Source organism: Streptomyces sp. PsTaAH-137, from assembly GCF_003259365.1.
Taxonomy (GTDB): domain Bacteria; phylum Actinomycetota; class Actinomycetes; order Streptomycetales; family Streptomycetaceae; genus Streptomyces.
This window is the reverse complement of record NZ_QLLY01000003.1, coordinates 195866-215681: the sequence shown is the minus strand read 5'-3', so window position 1 is coordinate 215681 and position 19816 is coordinate 195866. Positions and strand designations below refer to the sequence as shown.

The following is a 19816-nucleotide window of genomic DNA, read 5'->3' as shown; positions in this document are numbered from 1 at the left end:
CGGAGCGGGTGAGCTCGGGTGGTCTGGAGCTGCCCCCTGGTGACGACGGTCACGAGGGTCAAGAAGGGCAAGGGGCAGGCTCATCGGACATCCCGCCCGGAGCGGTGTCACTGGCTCGGCCCATGGACGTGGGATCGCAGATCGGACCCGAACTGGACTGGGGCACCGACGCCTGGGGCGAGGTCCGTACGCGTGCCCAACGAGCCGGGCGCGCCTACATCTGGCTGAACCTGGTCGAACAGCGGCTGCGGGCCGTGGTCGCGGCCGTGCTGCGCCCCATCTACGAACCGGTGAACGGGGACGACTGGGTCGTCGCCGCCGCCGGGCCCGCCGGGCAGGAGTGGGTGCAGCGCGCCGTCGCCGTGCGCGAGGTCAGCCGCCGCAAGGGCTACCTCCTCGACCCGGCGGACGACAACGTCCTGTCGTTCCTGACGCTGCCCCAGCTGCGCGAGCTGATGGTGCAGCACTGGCCGTGCTTCGAGCCGTACTTCGACGACCGGCGCGACGTCGAACTCGCCCTCGACGAGCTGGAGGTCACCCGCAACGTGGTCTCCCGCAACCGTGCCCTGTCCGAGACGGTCCTCGCCCAGGCCGAGCGCGCCTCGGCCCGGCTCCTGGAGATGCTCGGCGCCGGATCCGACGTCCCCTCCGCCCGCCGGCTGCCCATCGACGCGGTCGAGGACCTGGTCGGCGACCGGTACGCGGACGTGGTCGGCGTCCACTCCGACCGGGTGCGGCTGCTGCGCCAGTTCCCCGCCGAGGACCTGTTCGGCGGGGCGCGCCGGCTCGACGCCATCGGGATCGGCCTCAACCTGCTCGTGCAGAACTTCTCGGGGCGGCGCCTCGTGCGGCTCGCCGAGTCCGGCTGCCGGGTCCGGCTGCTCTTCCTCAACCCGGCCTCCAGCGCCGTCAAGCGCCGGGAGCGGGAACTGGGGCTCAAGCGCGGCGAGATGAGCCGCGCCGTCGAGATGAACATCCTGCACATGCGCCGGGTGCGGGCCCGGCTGAGGGACCCCGGGGCCTTCGAGATCCAGGTCTTCGACGAGACGCCGCGCTTCACCGCCTACCTCGTGGACGGCGACGGGTCGGACGGCATCGCCGTCGTCCAGTCGTACCTGCGCCGCGCCCGGGGCATGGAGGCACCGGTCCTCGTGCTGCGCGGGGGCGGCCGCGTCCTGCGGTCAGGACCCTCGGCCGACACGGGCGAGAACGGACTTTTCGTGACGTACCGCGACGAGTTCGAGCAGGCGTGGGCGGACGGGCGTCCTGTGTCCTAGTTCTGTTCCGCGGCGGGACCGGGCCGCGGGCCCGTTGTCAGTGGCGCATGCGATCGTGGTGGTCATTGGGGGAACGCACCACGAGATAGGGGGCTGCCATGAGCTGGCACCGAGAGCTGTTGGTCGGCTTCGACCTGGAGACGACCGGGACGGATCCGCGCGAGGCGCGCATCGTCACGGGCGCGGTCATCGAGGTCAGGGACGGCACGGTCCTCGGCCACCGCACGTGGCTGGCCGACCCGGGAGTCCCGATCCCGGACGAGGCGGTCGCGGTCCACGGCATCAGCGGCGAGCGCGCGAGCGCCGAGGGCGAGCCGGCCGACAGGGTGGCGAACGCCATCGCCGAGGCCCTCACCGGCTACTGGCGCACGGGCGTCCCGGTGGTCGCGTACAACGCGACGTTCGATCTGACGCTGCTCTCCGCCGAGTTGGCCCGCTATGGCCTGCCCTCGCTGCGCGAGCGTCTCGGCGGGGCCGAGCCGGGCCCGGTCGTCGACCCGTACACGATCGACCGCAGCGTCGACCGCTACCGTCGCGGCAAGCGCAACCTCGAAGCGGTCTGCACCGAGTACGGCGTCACGCTCGACAGCGCCCACGACGCCTCCGCGGACGCGCTGGCCGCGACGCTGCTGGCCCGCGCGATAGGCGAGCGCCATGCCAAGGTCGCGGCCCTCGGCCCCGCCGAACTGCACCGCCGCCAGGTGGAGTGGTACGCGGACTGGGCGACCGACTTCCAGAGCTTCCTCCGCAAGAAGGGCGAGGCGGACGCGGTGGTGGACCCGGCATGGCCGATGCGGGCCATATCCGCCGGACAGTCCAGCCCGTCCGGCGTTTGAGGACCGGCGGTCCGGGGGCGAAGCCCTAGAAGGGATACCACCGCACGGAGGAATCCCCGTCCCGCAGAGAAGCCACCCGCCGTCCGAACTCCACCAGCGCCTCGGGGTTGCCCGGCGCGTGCTGGGCGACCCAGGCACAGGACGCGGTCTCCCGGGCCCCGCGCAGAACGGCACACCCGTCCCACTCCCGCACGTCCCACCCGTACGCCGAGACGAACCCGTCATAAGCCGCCGCAGGCAGTCCGTACCGGTCCCGCGACAGCGCCATGACCACCAGGTCGTGCTCCCGGAAGTCCGAGGAGAACGTCTCCAGGTCGACCAGGACGGGCCCCTCGGGCCCGATGTGCACATTGCGGGGCAGCGCGTCCCCGTGGATCGGCCCGACGGGCAGCCGCGGGGTGAGCGCGGCGGCGGCCGCGGCGAACCCGTCGCGCCGCGCGCGCAGATACTCCGCGTCGGCCGGGTCGATCGCGTCGCCCGCGAGCCGCAGCCAGCGCTCGACCCCGCCGAGCAGTTCCCGGCGGGGCAGTTCGAAGCCGGTGGGCGTCGGCAGCGCGTGCACCAGCTTCAGCAGTTCGGCGAGATCGCGGGGCTCGGCCGGGCGCACGGCCGCCGGGATGCGGTGCCAGAGCGTCACCGGATGCCCGTCGACGACCAGCGCCTCGTCCTTGGCGGCGCGCACCGCGGGGACCCCGTGCTCGGCGAGATAGGAGGCGATGGCCACCTCGCGGCGGGCCCGGTCGAGGAGCTCCGGTGCCTGCTCGGTGCTGCGGCCGATCTTGACGACGAGGTCGCCCGCGCCGAAGACCGCGTTCTCCCCGAGGGCGAGCAGCTCCGCGCCGCCCGCCGCGTCGCCGATCCCCGTCCGCGCCAGCACGTCCCGTGCCCGTGCCTCGTCCATCTCGTGCCTCCCGCGTTCCAGCTGGTACCGGCCCAGTCTCGCACCCGGCCGCGGGCACCCCCGTACCCGTACGGATGTCTTGACGTGACCGGACCCTGTCAGGACCATGACGGAGGTCGCAGGGGCGGCCGGAAGCCGTGTGCGTCAGCCGAACCGGACCGTCCGAACCGCCCGAAGGAGCCCGCATCCATGACGACGGCGACCACGCCGCAGGCGGCACGGTCCGCCGCGCGGCAGCGTGGGGCCTGGTTCCTGGTGCTGCCCGCGCTGATCCCGATCCTCGTCCTGAGCGTCGGCCCGATCCTGTACGGCGTCGGGCTCGCCTTCACCGACGCCCAGTCGGGCCGCACCGCCGCCACCCAGTGGGTCGGCACGCTCAACTTCCGTGATCTGCTGCACGACACCTTGTTCTGGGAGTCGTTCCGGATCGGCCTGGTGTGGGCGGTCGGGGTGACGGTCCCGCAGTTCGTGCTCGCCCTCGGACTCGCCCTCCTGCTCGACCAGAATCTGCGGTTCCGGTGGCTGGCGCGGGCGCTCGCGATCATTCCGTGGGCGATGCCGGAGGTCGTCGTCGGCATCATGTGGCGCCTCGTCTACCAACCCGACGCCGGCATCCTCAACGAGACGCTGCGCGACCTGGGCCTCGGCGAAGGACACGACTGGCTCACCGGCCTCGCGACCGCGCTGCCCGCCGTGATCGTCGTCGGCGTCTGGGCGGGCATGCCGCAGACCACGGTGGCGCTGCTCGCCGGGTTGCAGAACACCCCGCGCGAGCTGCACGAGGCGGCGGCGATGGACGGGGCCGGGGCCTGGCGCCGGTTCCGCACGGTGACCTGGCCGGCGCTGCGGCCCGTCGCGCTCGCCATCACCGCGCTCAACTTCATCTGGAACTTCAACTCGTTCGCCCTCGTCTACGTCCTGACGAACGGCGGACCCGGCGGCCGCACCCGGCTGCCCATGCTCTTCGCCTACGAAGAGGCTTTCCGCTACGGCCAGTTCGGCTATGCGGCGGCGATGGGCTGCGCCATGGTCGCCGTCATCTCCGTCCTTCTCGCTCTCTACCTGGTGGGCCGCCTGAAGGGAGGCGACGAGTGATGTTCAAGGTGAGCAGACCCGCCCGCGCGGGCCAGTACCTCGCGCTCCTCGCGTATCTCGTCTTCCTGGCCTTCCCGTTCCTGTGGCTGATCTCCACGGCGTTCAAGCCGGCCGGTGAACTCGCGAGCCTGCACCCCACCTGGATCCCCCGGCATCCGACCCTGGCCAACTTCCGGCAGGCCTTCGACGAGCAGCCCCTGCTGCGGGCCGCCGTGAACTCGCTGCTCGTCGCGGTCTGCGCCGCCGTCGTCGCGCTCCTCGTCGCCACCCCGGTGGCGTACGTCATGGCCCGCCACCGCGGTCCGCTGGCGCGAGCGGCGACCGGCTGGGTGGTGATCAGCCAGGCGTTCCCCTTCGTGCTGCTGATCATCCCGCTCTTCCTCGTCCTCAAGAACCTCCACCTGATCAACTCCCTGGTGGGCCTCACCCTGGTGTACGTGGTGTGGGCGCTGCCGTTCGCGCTGTGGATGCTGGTGGGCTATGTCCGCGCCATACCAAGGGAGTTGGAGGAGGCGGCGGCCGTGGACGGCGCGGGCCGGCTGCGCGTCCTGGTCTCGGTGACGGCGCCGCTCCTCGCGCCGGGTCTGGTGGCGACGGGCCTGTTCGCGTTCATCACCGCGTGGAACGAGTTCTTCTTCGCGCTGGTCCTGATGAAGACGCCGGAGAAGCAGACGCTGCCGGTGATCCTCACCCACTTCCTGGGCGCCGAGGGCGTCGCCGACCTGGGACCGCTCGCGGCCGGCGCGTTCCTGGCGACCCTCCCGTCCCTGCTGATCTTCGCGCTCATCCAGAAACGGATCACGGGCGGCATGCTGGCGGGAGCGGTGAAGTGATGCGCGGCGGGCAGAAGTTGACGACGGCGTTCGCCGCCGTGGCGGCGCTGCTGCTCGCGGGCTGCTCCGGCGGCTCGGGGACGACGGACCACGGCCGCGTCACCCTGGAGTTCCAGTCGCTGGCCTGGCAGAAGGAGTCCGTCGACGCCAACAAGCAGCTGGTGAAGGAGTGGAACAGCGAGCACCCCGACATCCGGGTGAAGTACGTCCAGGGCAGCTGGGACAGCGTCCACGACCAGCTGCTGACCTCCTTCGAGGGTGGCGAGGCGCCCGACATCATCCACGACGCCTCCGACGATCTGGCCGACTTCGCCTACGGCGGGTATCTGGCCGACCTGAGGGACTACCTCCCCGCGCGTCTCAAGTCCGATATTCCGCAGCGGAGTTGGCGGACGGCGACCTTCGGCGACGGGATCTACGGGGTCCCCTTCCTCCAGGAGCCGCGCGTCCTCGTCGCCAACGCGACCTGGCTCGAGAAGTCCGGCGTGCGCGTCCCGACGCCGGACGACCCGTGGACCTGGGACGAGTTCCGGCGGATCACCGAGGAGCTGAGCGGGGACGGAAAGTACGGCGTCGCCTGGCCGCTCAAGGAACCGGTCTCGGCGACCCTGAACCTCTCCCTGTCCGCCGGCGGCGCCCTGTTCCACCGGGGCGCGGACGGCAAGGTGACGATCCGGTTCGGCGCGGCGGACGAGGTGATGCCCCGCACCGTCCACGACCAGGTGAACACCGACCACAGCGCTTCCGGCGCCACGCTCGGCATGGGCGGCTCCGACACGCTGCCCGGCTTCTTCGCCGGCAAGTACGCGATGGTGCCGCTCGGCTTCTCCTACCGGCAGCAGATCGTGCAGCAGGCCCCCAAGGGCTTCGACTGGCAGGTGCTGCCCGCACCGGCCGGCGCCGACGGCCTCACCCAGGGCGTCAGCCCGCAGACCCTCTCCGTCTCCGAGGACAGCCCGCACAAGAAGGAAGCGGCCCGGTTCATCGACTTCCTCCTCCAGCCGCGCAACATGGTGCGGCTCGCCCTCGGCGACTGGATGCTGCCGACCGGCACGCAGGCCCTGAAGGCCCCGGCCCTGCGGACGACCGAGAACGGCTGGGCCACCGGCACCGCCCTCGCCTCCCGCCTCCGCTCGGCCCCCGCGCAGTCCGTGCGCGGCTACCCCGAGTGGAAGGACAAGATCGCCACCCCCGCGTTCCAGGAGTACTACAGCGGCGCGATCGGCCTCGACGAGCTGCGTGAACGCCTGGTCCACGACGGGAATCTGGTTCTGGCCCGCTACCAGCGGTGATCGGAACCCTGATCGGAACCCCGCCCCTATTCAATTGCACGAGACGTCTCGTCTCACCTACGGTGGACGCATGACGAACCCGGAACAGACCCAGCCCGCCCACATCGCCATGTTCTCCATCGCCGCCCACGGGCACGTGAACCCGAGCCTCGAAGTGATCCGGGAACTCGTCGCCCGCGGACACCGCGTCACGTACGCGATCCCGCACCTCTTCGCCGACAAGGTCGCCGAGACCGGCGCCGAGCCGGTCCCGTACACCAGCACGCTCCCCGGACCGGACGACGACCCGGCGGCCTGGGGGACCACGCTGCTCGACAACGTGGAGCCGTTCCTGAACGACGCGATCCAGGTCCTGCCGCAGCTCATCGAGGCGTACGAGGGGGACGGCGGGGCCGGTGTGCCCGACCTCGTGATCCACGACATCACCGCCTACCCGGCGATCGTGCTGGCCCGCCGCTGGGGCGTGCCCGCGGTCTCCCTCTCGCCGAACCTCGTGGCGTGGGACGGCTACGAGGAGGAGGTCGCCGAGCCGATGTGGGCGGAGCCCAAGCGGACCGAGCGCGGCAGGGCGTACTACGCGAAGTTCACCGACTGGCTGCGGGAGAACGGGATCGCGGACCACCCCGACCCGTTCGTCGGGCGCCCGCCCCGCTCCCTGGTGCTCATCCCGAGGGCGCTCCAGCCGAACGCCGACCGGGTCGACACCACGCGGTACAGCTTCGTCGGCGCCTGTCAGGGCGACCGGTCCGGGCAGGGCGACTGGCAGCGGCCGGACGGCGCCGAGCGGGTGCTGCTCGTGTCGCTCGGCTCGTCGTTCACCAAGCAGCCGGACTTCTACCGCGCGTGCGTCGAGGCGTTCGGAGAGCTGCCGGGCTGGCACGTCGTGCTCCAGGTCGGCAAGCACGTCACCGCCGACGACCTGGGGGCGGTGCCGCCCAACGTGGAGGTGCGGAACTGGGTGCCGCAACTGTCCGTCCTGCGGCAGGCAGACGCCTTCATCACGCACGCCGGCGCGGGCGGCAGCCAGGAAGGGCTCGCCACCGCCACGCCGATGGTCTGCGTACCGCAGGCCGCCGACCAGTTCGGGAACGCCGATGTGCTGCGGGCGCTCGGGGTCGCCCGGCACGTCCCCAAGGAGGAGGCCACGGCGGACGTCCTGCGCGAAGCCGTCCTCGCCCTCGTCGACGACCCCGAGGTGGCGCGGCGCCTCGCCGCGATCCAGCGGGAGATGGCCGAGGAGGGCGGCACCCCGCGCGCGGCCGACCTCATCGAGGTCGAACTGGGGCGACGGAATTCTGCGCCCATCGGTTCCATCGGCCGGTGAAAGAAATGTGCCCGAGCGATAACAAGTGGGCCGCAGAATAACGCTCGGGTAACGCCGGGTCGTCGGGGAATGCCCCTCGACCCGGCTGCCCCCTTGGACCGTTACCCCACGTGAAAGGTTGTGCTGAGTTTCTCTTGAACTTGGTCAGTACACATTCTTACCTTGAGGTGAACCTGATCTGAATTATCGAAAGTTGGCTCCCCCATGCCCCGAGACATACCACCGCTGTCCGACGTGCGTCGGCTCACGCAGAAGAAGCGTGACGCGTGGTGGACCGTGCTGCTCGTCGACCCGGTCGCGACGCCGCTCGTGCGGCTCACTGCCCGGTGGACACGCATCACGCCGAACCAGATCACCTGGGGCGCGCTCATCCTGGGGCTCGGCGCGGCCGGCTGCTTCGCCATGGGGGACTGGCGCTGGCTGATCGCCGGTGCCGTCATCTACCACGTGAGCTTCATCCTCGACTGCATGGACGGCAAGGTCGCCCGGCTGACGGGGCAGGGCTCCGTGTTCGGCGCCTGGCTCGACTACATCTTCGACCGGGTCCGCGTCATGGCCTGTGCCGTGGCCCTGATGGGCGGCCAGTACCACCGCACCGGTGACATCTGGTACGTGTGGCTCGCGGTGGCCGTCGTCTTCCTCGACGGGCTGCGGTACCTCAACGCGCTGGAGATCTTCAAGACCCGGCACAACATGCGCAAGAAGATCAAGGCCCATGTCCGGGCCGCCCGCCGCGCCCAGAACGAGCAGAGCCTCGCCTTCATGGAGGACCTGCTGCGGGCCAACCCCTCGGCCGACATGGAGCAGGACCTGACGGGCGCCGCCGCCGACGCCGAGACGGGCGTCGACGAGGACGGCGACGTGGTGGAGGCGCGGCGCGAGGCGATCGAGCCGACGGCCCAGGAGGCCCAGCAGACGCAGGAGGCCCAGGAAGCCCAGGAGGCGCAGGACCGGGCGCCGAAGCGCCAGGTCGTCGACCTGCACCAGGAGTTCCGCAGCCGCTTCCCGGCCTATCTGCGGTTCCGTTCCTTCCTGCTGCGCCACCGGATCCGTACGCACCTGATCAGCGGCATCGAGTTCCAGATGGCCGTCTTCATCATCGGCCCGATTCTCGACCAGGTGATCGGCACCACCATCGTGGCCGGCGCACTGCTGCTCGTCTTCGAACTCGCCATCGTCTACAAGCTGCTGCTCTCCACCCGCGACTTCGGCCGCACGCTGGAGGCGTTCGAGCAGGAGGCCGCCCAGCGGCAGGAAGCCCTGGAGGCCCAGGAGACGCAGGAAGCGCAGAAGGACGGCGTGCCCGCCGCCGTGTGACACGGCGGACGGACACACCGTCCCGGAGCGGGGGCGGGAGCGCCGGTCGTCAGACCCGCAGCTCCTCGCCCCCCTTGGCGGTCGCCGCCGCGACCGGGGCGGGCGCCGGTGCCTCGTCGTGCGTGAGGTCCGGCATCCGGCGCAGCCACCGCGGCAGGTACCAGTTGCGGTCGCCGAGCAGCGCCATCACGGCCGGGAGCAGCACACCGCGGATGACGGTCGCGTCGATCAGGACGGCCGCCGCGAGGCCCACGCCCATCTGCTTCATCGACTGCATGGACAGCGTGCCGAAGATCGAGAAGACGGCGACCATGATGACGGCGGCGCTGGTGACCACGCCCGCGGTCGTGACGACACCGTGCCGGATCGCCTCGGTGTTGGTCCGCCCCTGGAGCCGCGCCTCCTTGATCCGCGACACCACGAACACGTGGTAGTCCATCGACAGGCCGAACAGGATCACGAAGAGGAACAGCGGCAGCCAGGAGATGATCGCGCCGACCCCCTCCGCGCCGACCAGGGACGCGCCCCAGCCGTGCTGGAAGACGGCGACGAGAATCCCGTAGGCGGCGCCCACGCTCAGCAGGTTGAGCGCGATCGAGGTGATCGCGACGGTCAGCGAGCGGAACGACAGCAGCATCAGCAGGAAGGCGAAGGCGACCACGAAGGCGAAGACCGGGACGACCGAGCCGACGATCTGGTCGTTGAAGTCCTTCGACCCGGCGACCTGACCGGTGATCGGCGCCTCGACGCCGTCGACCTTGCCGAGCGTCGCGGGCCGCACCTCGTCCCGCAGCAGCGCGAGGCTCTGCTCCGCCCTCCCCTGGTCGGAGCCGCCGACCAGCGGTACGTAGACGAACGCGACGTTCTGCGCCGCGTGCACCGTCACCTCGACCGGGCCGCGCGAGGCACCCGAACTCACCGCGCGGGCACGGAAGTCGGCGATCGCCGAGCGCACCTCGGGCGCGTTGATGTCCTCGGCGCCGACGACCACCTCGGCCGGTTCGGAGCCGCCCGGGAACGCCTCGTTGACCCGGTCGTACGTCGCCACGATCGGCAGTGAGTCCCCGAACTCCTGGTCCAGGGTGAGGTTCTGCGTCTTCATGCCGAGCGCGGGAGCGGCGACCGCGAGCAGCGCGCAGACCGCGACGGCCACCGAGACGGCGGGCCGCCTGAGCACGACACCCAGGACGGCGGTCCAGAACCTGCTGCCGCCCTCGCCCTTGCTCCCGCCGCGCCGCTTGTCCGGGTGCAGGAACGGGATGCGGCCCTTCTCGACGCGCTCACCGAGCAGCGAGAGCAGCGCGGGCAGCACGGTCACCGAGCCGACCATGGCGACCGCGACCACCATCAGGGAGGCGAGGCCCATCGCCTGGAACTCGGCGATGCCGGTGAACAGCATGCCCGCCATCGCCACGCACACCGTGACACCGGAGACGATGATCGCCCGCCCGCTGGTGGCCGCCGCGATCCGCAGCGCGGTCCCCGCGTCGTGGCCCTTCATCCGCTCCTCGCGCTCGCGGCGCAGGTAGAACAGGCAGTAGTCGACGCCGACCGCGAGCCCCACGAGCAGCATCACCGAGTTGGCGGTGTCGCTCATCGGCTGGAGGTGGCTGACGATCGCCATCAGGCCCATCGTCGCCACGATCGCGGTGACGGCGAGCGCCACCGGAAGCAGCGCCGCGACGAGCGCGCCGAACGCGATCAGCAGGATGCCGAGGGCCACCGGCACGGCCGAGTACTCGGCCCGCTGGAAGTCGTCGCCGAAGGCGTCGTCGAACGTCTTGTTCATGCTCGCCGCGCCGATCTCCTCGATCCGCAGCGTGCCGTGGTCGTCCGCGACGCCCGCGACGGCCTTCTGGACCGGCTCGACCCGGTCGGACGCCGTCTCGGGGTCGCCCCGCATGTCGAACTGGACGAGCGCGGTGCGGCCGTCCTTCGAGATCGACTGCGCCTGTGCCGCGTAGGGGGAGCGGACGTTCGTGACCGCTCCGGTGCCCTCGACGGCCTTGACGACGTCCTCGACCGCCCGCTTGAACTCCGGTGCGGTGGCGCGCAGTTGTCCGTCCTTGGCCTGGACGAGAACGGTCTCGCCGGCCGGTTCGTCGATGCCGGCCCTGTCGATGATCTGCTCGGCCCGGCCGGTCTCGCCGTTGAGCTGGTCGCTCTCCTTCACATCGGCGCGGCCCACCGCGTTCCCGATGCCCATCGCCAGGACGACGAACAGCACCCAGATCCCCACCGCCGCCCATCGATGACGGGCGCTCCATCCGCCGGCCCGGGCCGCGACTCCGCGCACCCGGCCCTCCTGCCGTTCCCCGTTCCTCGCCATGAGGTCACCTCCGGATTCGAAGGTATGGGCGGCGTAAGCGCGCTTCGTCGTGCTGCCCGGTGAGGTCGGGGCGGCCCGGGTCGGCGCAGAGGATGACGAACGCCCCTTACATCTATCGGGGGTTGATCTGTCCGGTTTGTTATTACAGAACCTTGTTGAAAAAGTCACAGCTGTATGAAGGTCTTGATCTGGTCGCGTCAATCGGCCAGGGTTTCGTCTCAACCCCCGGAGATCTTCCGGAGATTGCCGGAGGCCGCACCAAATTGCGCGCCCCCACGCGCGTAGATTCCACACAACCCCCCACACACCACGAGGAGTTCACTCTTCATGGCACTTCACAAGCGTGCGCGTTCGATGAAGCTCACGGCCGCGATAGCCACGGCGGCCACCGCCGTCGGTGTCACCGTCTTCACCGGCAGCTTCGCGGGCGCCGCCACACCGGCCCAGGGCAAGGTCTACGGCCTCGACGCCAAGGGCGCCGTGACCGGCAGCTACATCGTGCTGCTCGACCAGAAGGCGAACACCGCCGCCAAGAAGGACCTCGCCAAGGAGTACGGCGGCACCCTCCGCCGGAACTACGACTCGGCCGTCAACGGCTTCTCGGTCAACGGTCTCTCGGAGACCGAGGCCAAGCAGCTCGCCGCCGACAAGTCCGTCGGCAAGGTCGTCCAGAACAAGAAGTTCCACACCACCGCCACCCAGGACAACCCGCCGTCGTGGGGCCTGGACCGCATCGACCAGGCGGAGACCGCGGGCGACGGCACGTACACCTACCCCGACAGCGCCGGTGAGGGCGTCACCGCGTACGTCATCGACACCGGCGTCCGCATCAGCCACAAGGACTTCGGCGGCCGCGCCTCCTACGGCTTCGACGCCGTCGACAACGGCGACAGCGCCGACGACGGCAACGGGCACGGCACGCACGTCGCCGGGACCATCGCCGGTGACGCGCACGGCGTCGCGAAGAAGGCGAAGATCGTCGCCATCCGCGTCCTCGACGACCAGGGCTCCGGCACCACCGAGCAGGTCGTCGCGGGCATCGACTGGGTCACCGAGCACCACTCGGGCCCGTCCGTCGCGAACATGTCGCTCGGCGGCGGCGTGGACGAGGCGCTGGACGCCGCGGTGAAGAAGTCGATCGACTCCGGCGTCACCTACGCGGTCGCGGCCGGCAACGAGTCGGCGGACGCGTCCTCCAGCTCCCCGGCCCGCGTCCCCGAGGCCATCACCGTCGCCTCCTCCACCAAGGACGACGAGCAGTCCGACTTCTCCAACTACGGGGAGGGCGTGGACATTTACGCCCCCGGCTCGGACATCACCTCCGACTGGAACACCGGCGACGACGCCACCAACACCATCTCCGGTACGTCGATGGCGACCCCGCACGTCGTCGGCGCCGCCGCCGTCTACCTGGGCGGGCACCCGGACGCGGCCCCCGCCGACGTCGCCACGGCGCTGACCGGCGGAGCCACCGCGGACGCCATCGGCAACGCCACCGAAGGCACCCCGAACAAGCTCCTGAAGATCGTCGAGTAGCCCCACCGGCCCCCCCCACGGGGGCCTCACGTGCCGGCGGTCGTCGTGCCCACCCCCACGGGGCGCGACGGCCGCCTTATCGTGTCGGCATGGCGATCAACCGGTACGCGGCGCTGCTGCGCGGCATCAATGTGGGCGGCAACAAGAAGGTCCCGATGGCGGAGCTGCGCGCCCTCGTCGAGGGCCTGGGCCACCAGGACGTGGCGACCTATCTGCAGAGCGGCAACGTGACGTTCGCGGCCGGGGGCGGCGACGAGGACTCGCTCGCCGCGGACATCGAGCTGGCCATCGCCGACAGGTTCGGCTTCCCGGTCGACGTCCTCGTCCGCGACCACGCCTACCTGGTGGCCGTCCAGGACGCCTGCCCGTTCCCGGCCGCCGAGCTGGAGGGCAAGCAGCTGCACGTCACCTACCTGTCGCAGGCGCCGGACCCGGAGCGGTACGCAGGGATCGACCTGCCCGCCTACGCGCCCGAGGACTTCCGGCTCGGCGACCGCGTCGTCTATCTCTACGCGCCCGACGGGCTCGGCCGGTCCAAGCTCGCCGAGCAGCTGGGACGGCCCGCCGTGCACAAGGGGCTGATCGCGACGAGCCGCAATTGGAACACCGTCGTCAAGCTGGTGGAGCTCACGCGTCCGGCGTCGTGAGTGCGTCGAGCCGGGCCATGTCCCCTTCGGTGAGCCGGAGTTCGCCGGCCGCGACGTTCTCCTCCAGGTGCGCCACGGTCCCGGTGCCCGGCGTCGGGCAGAGCACGGGGGAGTGGTGCAGCAGCCAGGCGAGCGCGACCTGCGACGGGGTCGCGTCGTGCGCGGCCGCGACGGACGTCAGCTCCTGATGGTGCGTCAAGGTGCCGTTGCCCAGCGGGAACCAGGGCAGGAACGCGATGCCCCGCGCCTCGCACAGCTTGAGCAGCGGCTCGGAGGCACGGTCCAGGACGTTGTAGCGGTTCTGCACCGAGACGACCGGCACGATGTCCAGATCCAGGGCCTGCTGAAGCTGCTCGGCCCGCACCGAGTCCAGCCCCACGTGCCGGATCTTCCCCTCGTCCCGCAACTCGCGCAGCACACCCAGCTGGTCGGCGAGCGGCACGTCCGGATCGATCCGGTGCAGCTGGTACAGGTCGACGCGCTCGCGGCGCAGGCGGCGCAGGCTCGCCTCGCACATCGCCCGCAGCCGCTCGGGCCGGCCCTCGATGTGCCACGACTCGGCGGACGTCCGTACGACACCGCCCTTGGTCGCGATCACCAGGCCGTCCGCGTACGGGTGCAGGGCCGCGGCGACCCGCTCCTCCGCGACGCCGGGACCATAGTTGTCCGCGGTGTCGACCAGCGTCACCCCCAGCTCGACGGCGCGGCGCAGGACGGCCGTCGCGTTCGCGTCGCTGCCGCGCGGACCCCAGGCGCCGTGCCCGGTCAGATGCACCGTGCCGTAGCCGAGGCGGCGTACGGGCAGATCGGAGCCGAGGGTGAGCGTCGTCTGCGGGGCCGTGGGCGTCATGGGGGAGACGGTAACCGATGCCCTGTGCATCTGGTTCGGGAGACCACGTCTGTGCCAGGGTCGACGCCATGCGCTATCTCATCATCGGAGCAGGGGCGGTCGGCGGCGCCATCGGTGCCCGGCTCGCCGAGGCGGGGCAGGACGTCGTCCTCGTGGCGCGCGGCGCGCAGTACGGGGCGCTGCGCGAGCGGGGACTCCGGTTCGAGGCGCCGGACGGGGTGCACGTGCACCGACTGCCGGTGGCCGACGGGCCGGGAGCGCTCGGCACGCTGCGCGCCGACGACGTCCTCGTGCTCTGTGTGAAGACCCAGGACAGCGCCGCCGCGCTCGCCGCCTGGGGCGCCGCCCCCGTGGAGGGCGGCGGCACCGCGGCCGCCCGGCTGCCGCTGGTCTGCGCCCAGAACGGTGTGGAGAGCGAGCGGCTCGCCCTGCGCACCTTCCAGCGCGTGTACGCGATGTGCGTCTGGCTGCCCGCCACCTTCGTCGAGCCGGGCGTGGTGCGCGCCGCGGGCGCCCCGCTCACCGGCATCCTGCACCTGGGCCGCTACCCGGCGGGCAGCGACGACACGGCGCGGGCGATCTCCGCGGACCTGGAGCGGGGCCGGTTCGCCGCGCCCGTCGTCGACGACGTGATGCGCTGGAAGTACGCCAAGCTCCTCGCCAACCTCGCCAACGCCGTCGAGGCGGTGTCCGGGGTGCTCACCGACGAGGACGGCATCGCCCTGTTCCGCCGGGCCCGCGCCGAGGGCGAGGCCGTGCTCGCCGCCGCCGGGATCGCGTACACCGGCCGCGACGAGGAGAAGAAGGTGCGCGCGGACCGCATCACCTTCGAACCCTTCGACGGCTCCCCGCGCGGCGGCGGTTCCACCTGGCAGTCCCTCGACCGGGGCGCGGGCAGCGTCGAGGTGGACTACCTCAACGGCGAGATCGGCCTCCTCGGACGGCTCCACGGCGTACCGACCCCGGTCAACGACGTCCTCCAGGAACGCGCGAACGAAGCGGCCCGGCTGCGCCGCCCGGCCGGAGCGACCCCGATCGCGGAACTGGTGGCGGCGGTCGACGCCCGCGCCTGACCCTGTCGCGTTTGTTCAAGAAGGGCCGGGGCCCGTGCTCGTACCGTCGACGGCATGGAAGAACGCAGGGACACCGTCCACCCGTACCTGATCGAGTGCGCCACCGAGGCGGCCCGCGTCGCGGCCGCCGTCAAGCCCGACCTGCTCGGCGCGGCCTCCGGCTGCGGCGACTGGGACGTGCGCACCCTCGTCAACCACTGGGTCGCCTACACGGGCGACGGCATGGCCCACCGGGCGCGCCGCGAACCACTGCCCGACGACCTTGCGACCCGCGACTTCACCGCCGAGAGCGACTGGGCCGACCGGTACGCGGACCGGCTCGGGCAGGCCGTCGCCGCCTGGTCCGAACCGGGCGTCTGGGAGGGCGAGGTGGACCTCGGGTTCGCCCGGCAGCCCGCCCCGGAGGTCGCCGCGCTGCTGTGGGCCGAACTCGTCCTGCACGGCTGGGACGTGGCCCGCGCCACCGGCCAGGAGTTCCGGATCTCCGAAGGTGCCGCCGCGCTGCTCCTGCACGTCGTGGAGAAGAACGCGGCCGTCTACCGGCAGTACGAGGGCTTCGCCGACCCCGTGCCGCTGCCGGACGGCGCCCCCGTGTACGCGCGGGCCCTCGCGCTCAGCGGGCGCGACCCCCGGCCGGCATGAATGGCCCACCCGAATGAGGCAGGAATGGACCATCGGCCGGGGCCACCCGGCGGCTAGCTTCAGAGCATGACCACTGACCCGGCCGCCGGATCCGCCACCCGCGTCGACTTCTGGTTCGACCCCGCCTGCCCCTTCGCCTGGATCACGTCCCGCTGGATCCTGGAGGTCGAGCGCCACCGGCCGCTCGACCTCCGCTTCCACGTCATGAGTCTGTACCTGCACAACATCGGCAACGAACTCCCCGACTGGTACCGGGATCTCGTCGACCGGTCGATCGGCCCGGTCCGGGTCGCCGCGCTCGCCGCACAGCAGCACGGGGACGGCATCCTCCGTGACCTCTACACGGCGTTCGGCACCCGCATCCACCAGCAGAAGCAGGACGACTTCGACGCCGTGGCGGCCGACGCCCTCGCCGAGCTGGGGCTGCCCGCCGACCTGGCCGCCGCCGCGCACGACCCCGCCCACGACGACCTGGTGCGCCGCAGCCACGACGCGGGCCGCGAACCCGACTCCGAGTCCTATGTCGGCACGCCCACGATCCATGTCGACGGAACGGTGTGGTTCGGGCCGGTCCTGCGGGCCATCCCGCGCGGCGAGCGGGCCGCCCGGCTCTTCGACAGCTTCCGCGTCCTGGCCACGGAGCCCGACTTCTTCGAGCTCAAGCGGACCCGCACCGGCGACCTCGACGCCGGCTGACCCGGCCGGTCACTCGCCCCGCCACTCCGCGTCCCGCCGTGCCCACCGCACGGCGGGACCCACGGCCAGACCGGCGGCCACGAACAGCGCCCCGAGCACGACCCAGCCCGCCGCGCCGTGCCGGATCGCGGTCACCGTCACCAGCGCGGGCGCGGCCATCGTCGCCGCGGCCTGCCCGGAGTTGAACACGCCCTGGTAGACGCCCTGCGCGCGGGAGTCGGCGAGCCCGTACCCGACGGTCCAGCCGCCCGCCGCCGACAGCACCTCGGCGCCCACCTGCACCACCGCGCCCACCACGAGCACGGCCAGCGCCCACCACGGGGAGAGCCCGGCCGTCACCGCGAACACCGCGCACGACAGCGCGAGCAGCAGCCCTCCCCGGCGCATCGCCCGCACCGCGCCCGGCAGATCCTCGACGCCCCGGGTCGCGCGCACCTGCAACAGCGCCACCAGGACACAGTTGAGGACCATCACCAGCGCCGCCGACCAGCGCGGCGCCTCGGTGTGCTCCGCGATCCACAGCGGCAGCCCCACCTCCAACAGGCTGTACTGAAGGGCCAGTACGGCATTGAGGAACGTCACCGCGAGGAACGGCAGATCGCGCACCGCCCGCCAGCGGTCGCCCGCCGGGACGTCGTCCGCGACCCGGCGCCCGCCCCCGCCCGGCAGCCGCAGCACGAGCAGCGCCGAGGTGACGAACATCGCCGCGTCCAGCAGGATCAGCACCGTGTACCCGGCCCGGCTGTCGACCTGGAGCGCCAGGGCACCGAAGACGCCGCCCACGCCCATCCCGACGTTCGTCACCATCCGCAGATGCGCGCGGCCCTCCACCCGCGCACCGGCCGGGAGCACATCGGCGTAGAGCGCGTTGCGCACCCCCATGCTCGCCTGGCACAGCGCCGCGTAGGCGATCGCCGTGACGAGGAACGCCGGGTAGGAACCGACCACCGTGTACGCGGCGAGCGCCCCGCCGCAGCCGATCCACAGCGCGGTCAGGATCGTGCGGCGCCCCCACAGATCGGAGGCGCGCCCGGCCGGCGGCCCCGCCGCGATCCCGAACAGCCCGGCCACGGTGAGCCCGACGCCCACCGAGGTGGCGCTCAGGCCGATGACCCGCGTGAAGTACAGGACGCTGACGGGGAAGAAGAGGCCGCGCCCGAACGCGTTGAGGAGGGTGAGGACGGAGAGGTGACGCAGCAGGGAGTCGGCGGGCAGCAGTCCGCCGAAGCGGGTGGCCGGGGGCGTGACGGCGGGGCGTGCCGCAGGCGGTGACGTGGTCATGCCCCCAGCGAAACCGGGTTCCGGGCCCCGCGACATTTCTTTAGCCTGGGACTAAAGCATGGGACCGGAAAGACGGTCGGAAGGACGGTCGGAAGGGATACGGCGGATGATCGAGTTCCGCTTCGTCATGGGCGACCTGGCCCGGACCTCGTTCGCCTACTCCCCGCTCCAGGAAGCCGTGTACTCGCTGCGCGCCTGGCGCGAACCCGCGCGCTACCCGCACCAGCGGCCCTGGCTGCGCCGCCTCGGCCCCGCCTTCCGCCGCCAGGACACCGAACTCCTCGGCGCGCTCATCGCGCCCCATCTGTGGATCCCGGACTTCCTCACCCCGCGCCCGGACCGGCCGCGCCCCGCGTTCGCCCGCCAGACCGCCGCGCTGCGCCGGGTCCCGCCGGAACTCCTCGCCCCCGAGTTCACCGCCGCGTACGACACCACCGTCGACCGGCTGCCGGAGGTGCTGCGCACCGGGCTCGCCGACCCGGCCGCGTTCCGGCACCGCATCGCCGACGCGCTGGAGTCCTACTGGCACGACTGCCTCGCCGCCGACTGGTGGCCGCGCGTGCAGTCCGTGATGGAGGCCGACCTCACCCATCGCGGCAAGGTGCTCGCGGAGGAAGGGGTGGGCGGCCTGTTCACCAGTCTCGACCCGCGGCTTTCGTGGGACGGCGAGGTGCTCACCCTCGCCCAGACCAACGGCCACGGCTACCTCCCGTGGCCGGAGGCCGACATCGCCATCGGCGGGCGCGGGCTCGTCCTCGTGCCGACGCTGTTCGCGCACGGCGCCCACACCATGATCGACCCCGGGCTGCCGCCGCTGCTGAGCTATCCGGCGCGCGGCCGCGCCACGATCTCCGAGACCGCGCCGCCCGCCTCCGGCGAGGCACTGACCCGGCTGCTCGGCGCGCCCCGCGCCCGACTCCTGAGCCTGCTCACGGAACCCGCCTCCACGACGGAACTGGCCCACCGCCTCGCCGTCACACCCGGAGCCGTCAGCCAGCACCTGTCGATCCTGTACGACGCCGGGCTGCTGACCCGCACCCGCAGCGGACGCAGTGTGCGGTACGGGCGCAGTGAGCTGGGGGAGCGGCTGTGCGGCTCCGACGACTCCGCGCCCTGACCGGGCCCGCTCAGGCGCCGACGGCCAGCAACTCCCGTACGGCAGCGGCCTCGTAGCGGCGCAGGAGCACCCGTGCCACTTCCGGCGCGGCGCCGAGCACATCGCCCAGGACGTCCGCGTCGGCGGCGCCCGCCGCGATCCGGTCGGGGAGCCGGCCGGGAGCCAGGACGTAGGGCGCGACGGCGACGCGCTCGCAGCCAAGGTCCCTCAGTTCGCGCACGGCTTCCTCCGTGCGCGGCAGAGATGCGGAGGCGAAAGCAGGCCGCACGGCGCACCAACCGGTGTGCCGCCACTCCCGCGCGATTTCTGCGATCACTGCGATCGCCTCCGGGTCACTGGAGCCCGCCGAGGCCAGGACGACCCCGGTCGTGGGCTTGTCGGCCGGGTCGAGCCCGGCCTCGTACAGACGGCGTTCCAGGGCCGACACCAGCAGCGGTGAAGGACCGAGGACGTCGGCCTGGCGGATGCGCAGGCCGCGCGGTGCCTCGCGGAGCACCGCGGGGATGTCGGCCTTCGCGTGGAAGGCGCGGGTGAGCAGCAGCGGAAGGGCGACCACGTCGCGGACGCCCTCCGCCGCCAGGGACTCCAACACCCCGCTCACGGAAGGGACGTTGAAGTCCAGGAACGCCGTCTCCACCCGCACCCCCGGCCGCTGCGCCCGCACCTCGCGCACGAGGGCGTGCACGGTCGCGGCGTGCCGCGGATCGCGGCTGCCGTGGGCGATGACCAGCAGGACGGGGGCGGGGGCGGAGTGGTGCATGACTGGTTGC

18 protein-coding genes are annotated in these 19816 nt (G+C 72.0%); 13 read left to right on the top strand and 5 right to left on the bottom strand.

Features of this window, described 5'->3' with window-relative positions; genetic code table 11:
- Window positions 1–8 precede the first annotated feature (8 nt).
- A complete protein-coding gene (locus tag K377_RS07405) occupies window positions 9–1277 on the top strand; it encodes an SAV2148 family HEPN domain-containing protein (RefSeq protein ID WP_111662372.1) in 1269 nt (422 codons plus the stop codon).
- A 98-nt stretch (window positions 1278–1375) separates the two neighbouring features.
- Complete coding sequence (locus tag K377_RS07400; RefSeq protein ID WP_111662371.1) at window positions 1376–2113, top strand: 3'-5' exonuclease; 738 nt, start codon at window positions 1376–1378, stop codon at window positions 2111–2113.
- Between the two features lie 25 nt (window positions 2114–2138).
- On the opposite strand, the gene K377_RS07395 is transcribed toward K377_RS07400, so the two are convergent.
- On the bottom strand, window positions 2139–3014 hold the full coding sequence (locus K377_RS07395) for a phosphotransferase enzyme family protein (RefSeq protein ID WP_111662370.1): 876 nt from the start codon (window positions 3012–3014) through the stop codon (window positions 2139–2141).
- 189 nt (window positions 3015–3203) lie between these two features.
- Here K377_RS07395 and K377_RS07390 point away from each other — a divergent pair, with 189 nt between their 5' ends.
- From K377_RS07390 to K377_RS07370, 5 genes are all read left to right on the top strand, one after another.
- Window positions 3204–4109, top strand: a complete 906-nt coding sequence (locus K377_RS07390; protein WP_111662369.1) for a carbohydrate ABC transporter permease — start codon at window positions 3204–3206, stop codon at window positions 4107–4109.
- Window positions 4109–4942 carry a carbohydrate ABC transporter permease gene (locus K377_RS07385; RefSeq protein ID WP_111662368.1) on the top strand — a complete coding sequence of 278 codons (834 nt, stop codon included), beginning with the start codon at window positions 4109–4111 and terminating at the stop codon, window positions 4940–4942. The genes K377_RS07390 and K377_RS07385 overlap by 1 nt, the downstream gene beginning before the upstream one ends.
- Window positions 4942–6234 carry an ABC transporter substrate-binding protein gene (locus K377_RS07380; RefSeq protein WP_111662367.1) on the top strand — a complete coding sequence of 431 codons (1293 nt, stop codon included), beginning with the start codon at window positions 4942–4944 and terminating at the stop codon, window positions 6232–6234. The genes K377_RS07385 and K377_RS07380 overlap by 1 nt, the downstream gene beginning before the upstream one ends.
- A gap of 70 nt (window positions 6235–6304) precedes the next feature.
- The gene (gene mgt, locus K377_RS07375) at window positions 6305–7558 is read left to right on the top strand and encodes a macrolide-inactivating glycosyltransferase (RefSeq protein ID WP_111662366.1); all 1254 of its coding nucleotides are present in this window, start codon (window positions 6305–6307) and stop codon (window positions 7556–7558) included.
- Between the two features lie 204 nt (window positions 7559–7762).
- A complete protein-coding gene (locus tag K377_RS07370) occupies window positions 7763–8875 on the top strand; it encodes a CDP-alcohol phosphatidyltransferase family protein (protein ID WP_111662365.1) in 1113 nt (370 codons plus the stop codon).
- Window positions 8876–8924: 49 nt separating this feature from the next.
- Here K377_RS07370 and K377_RS07365 read toward each other — a convergent pair whose 3' ends face one another.
- Window positions 8925–11204, bottom strand: coding sequence for an MMPL family transporter (locus K377_RS07365; protein ID WP_111662364.1), 2280 nt, complete (start codon window positions 11202–11204; stop codon window positions 8925–8927).
- A 327-nt stretch (window positions 11205–11531) separates the two neighbouring features.
- On the opposite strand from K377_RS07365, the gene K377_RS07360 reads away from it, so the two are divergent.
- Window positions 11532–12740 carry a S8 family peptidase gene (locus K377_RS07360; RefSeq protein WP_111662363.1) on the top strand — a complete coding sequence of 403 codons (1209 nt, stop codon included), beginning with the start codon at window positions 11532–11534 and terminating at the stop codon, window positions 12738–12740.
- Between the two features lie 89 nt (window positions 12741–12829).
- Complete coding sequence (locus K377_RS07355) at window positions 12830–13387, top strand: DUF1697 domain-containing protein (RefSeq protein ID WP_111662362.1); 558 nt, start codon at window positions 12830–12832, stop codon at window positions 13385–13387.
- Here the strand turns inward: K377_RS07355 and K377_RS07350 are convergent.
- On the bottom strand, window positions 13368–14237 hold the full coding sequence (locus K377_RS07350; protein WP_111662361.1) for an aldo/keto reductase: 870 nt from the start codon (window positions 14235–14237) through the stop codon (window positions 13368–13370). The genes K377_RS07355 and K377_RS07350 overlap by 20 nt on opposite strands.
- 68 nt (window positions 14238–14305) lie before the next feature.
- On the opposite strand from K377_RS07350, the gene K377_RS07345 reads away from it, so the two are divergent.
- The 3 genes from K377_RS07345 to K377_RS07335 all read left to right on the top strand — a co-directional run bounded on the left by K377_RS07345 (window position 14306) and on the right by K377_RS07335 (window position 16648).
- On the top strand, window positions 14306–15310 hold the full coding sequence (locus K377_RS07345; protein WP_111662360.1) for a ketopantoate reductase family protein: 1005 nt from the start codon (window positions 14306–14308) through the stop codon (window positions 15308–15310).
- Between the two features lie 54 nt (window positions 15311–15364).
- A complete protein-coding gene (locus K377_RS07340; protein WP_111662359.1) occupies window positions 15365–15952 on the top strand; it encodes a TIGR03086 family metal-binding protein in 588 nt (195 codons plus the stop codon).
- A 66-nt stretch (window positions 15953–16018) separates the two neighbouring features.
- Window positions 16019–16648, top strand: coding sequence for a DsbA family protein (locus K377_RS07335; RefSeq protein ID WP_111662358.1), 630 nt, complete (start codon window positions 16019–16021; stop codon window positions 16646–16648).
- 9 nt (window positions 16649–16657) lie between these two features.
- On the opposite strand, the gene K377_RS07330 is transcribed toward K377_RS07335, so the two are convergent.
- Entirely contained in the window at window positions 16658–17929 is a 1272-nt protein-coding gene (locus tag K377_RS07330) for an MFS transporter (protein ID WP_161195148.1), read from the bottom strand.
- A 106-nt stretch (window positions 17930–18035) separates the two neighbouring features.
- Between K377_RS07330 and K377_RS42705 the strand changes: the two genes are divergently transcribed.
- Window positions 18036–19046, top strand: a complete 1011-nt coding sequence (locus tag K377_RS42705) for a DUF5937 family protein (RefSeq protein WP_202455621.1) — start codon at window positions 18036–18038, stop codon at window positions 19044–19046.
- A gap of 10 nt (window positions 19047–19056) precedes the next feature.
- Here K377_RS42705 and K377_RS07320 read toward each other — a convergent pair whose 3' ends face one another.
- Window positions 19057–19806 carry a sirohydrochlorin chelatase gene (locus tag K377_RS07320; RefSeq protein WP_111662356.1) on the bottom strand — a complete coding sequence of 250 codons (750 nt, stop codon included), beginning with the start codon at window positions 19804–19806 and terminating at the stop codon, window positions 19057–19059.
- Window positions 19807–19816 lie beyond the last annotated feature (10 nt).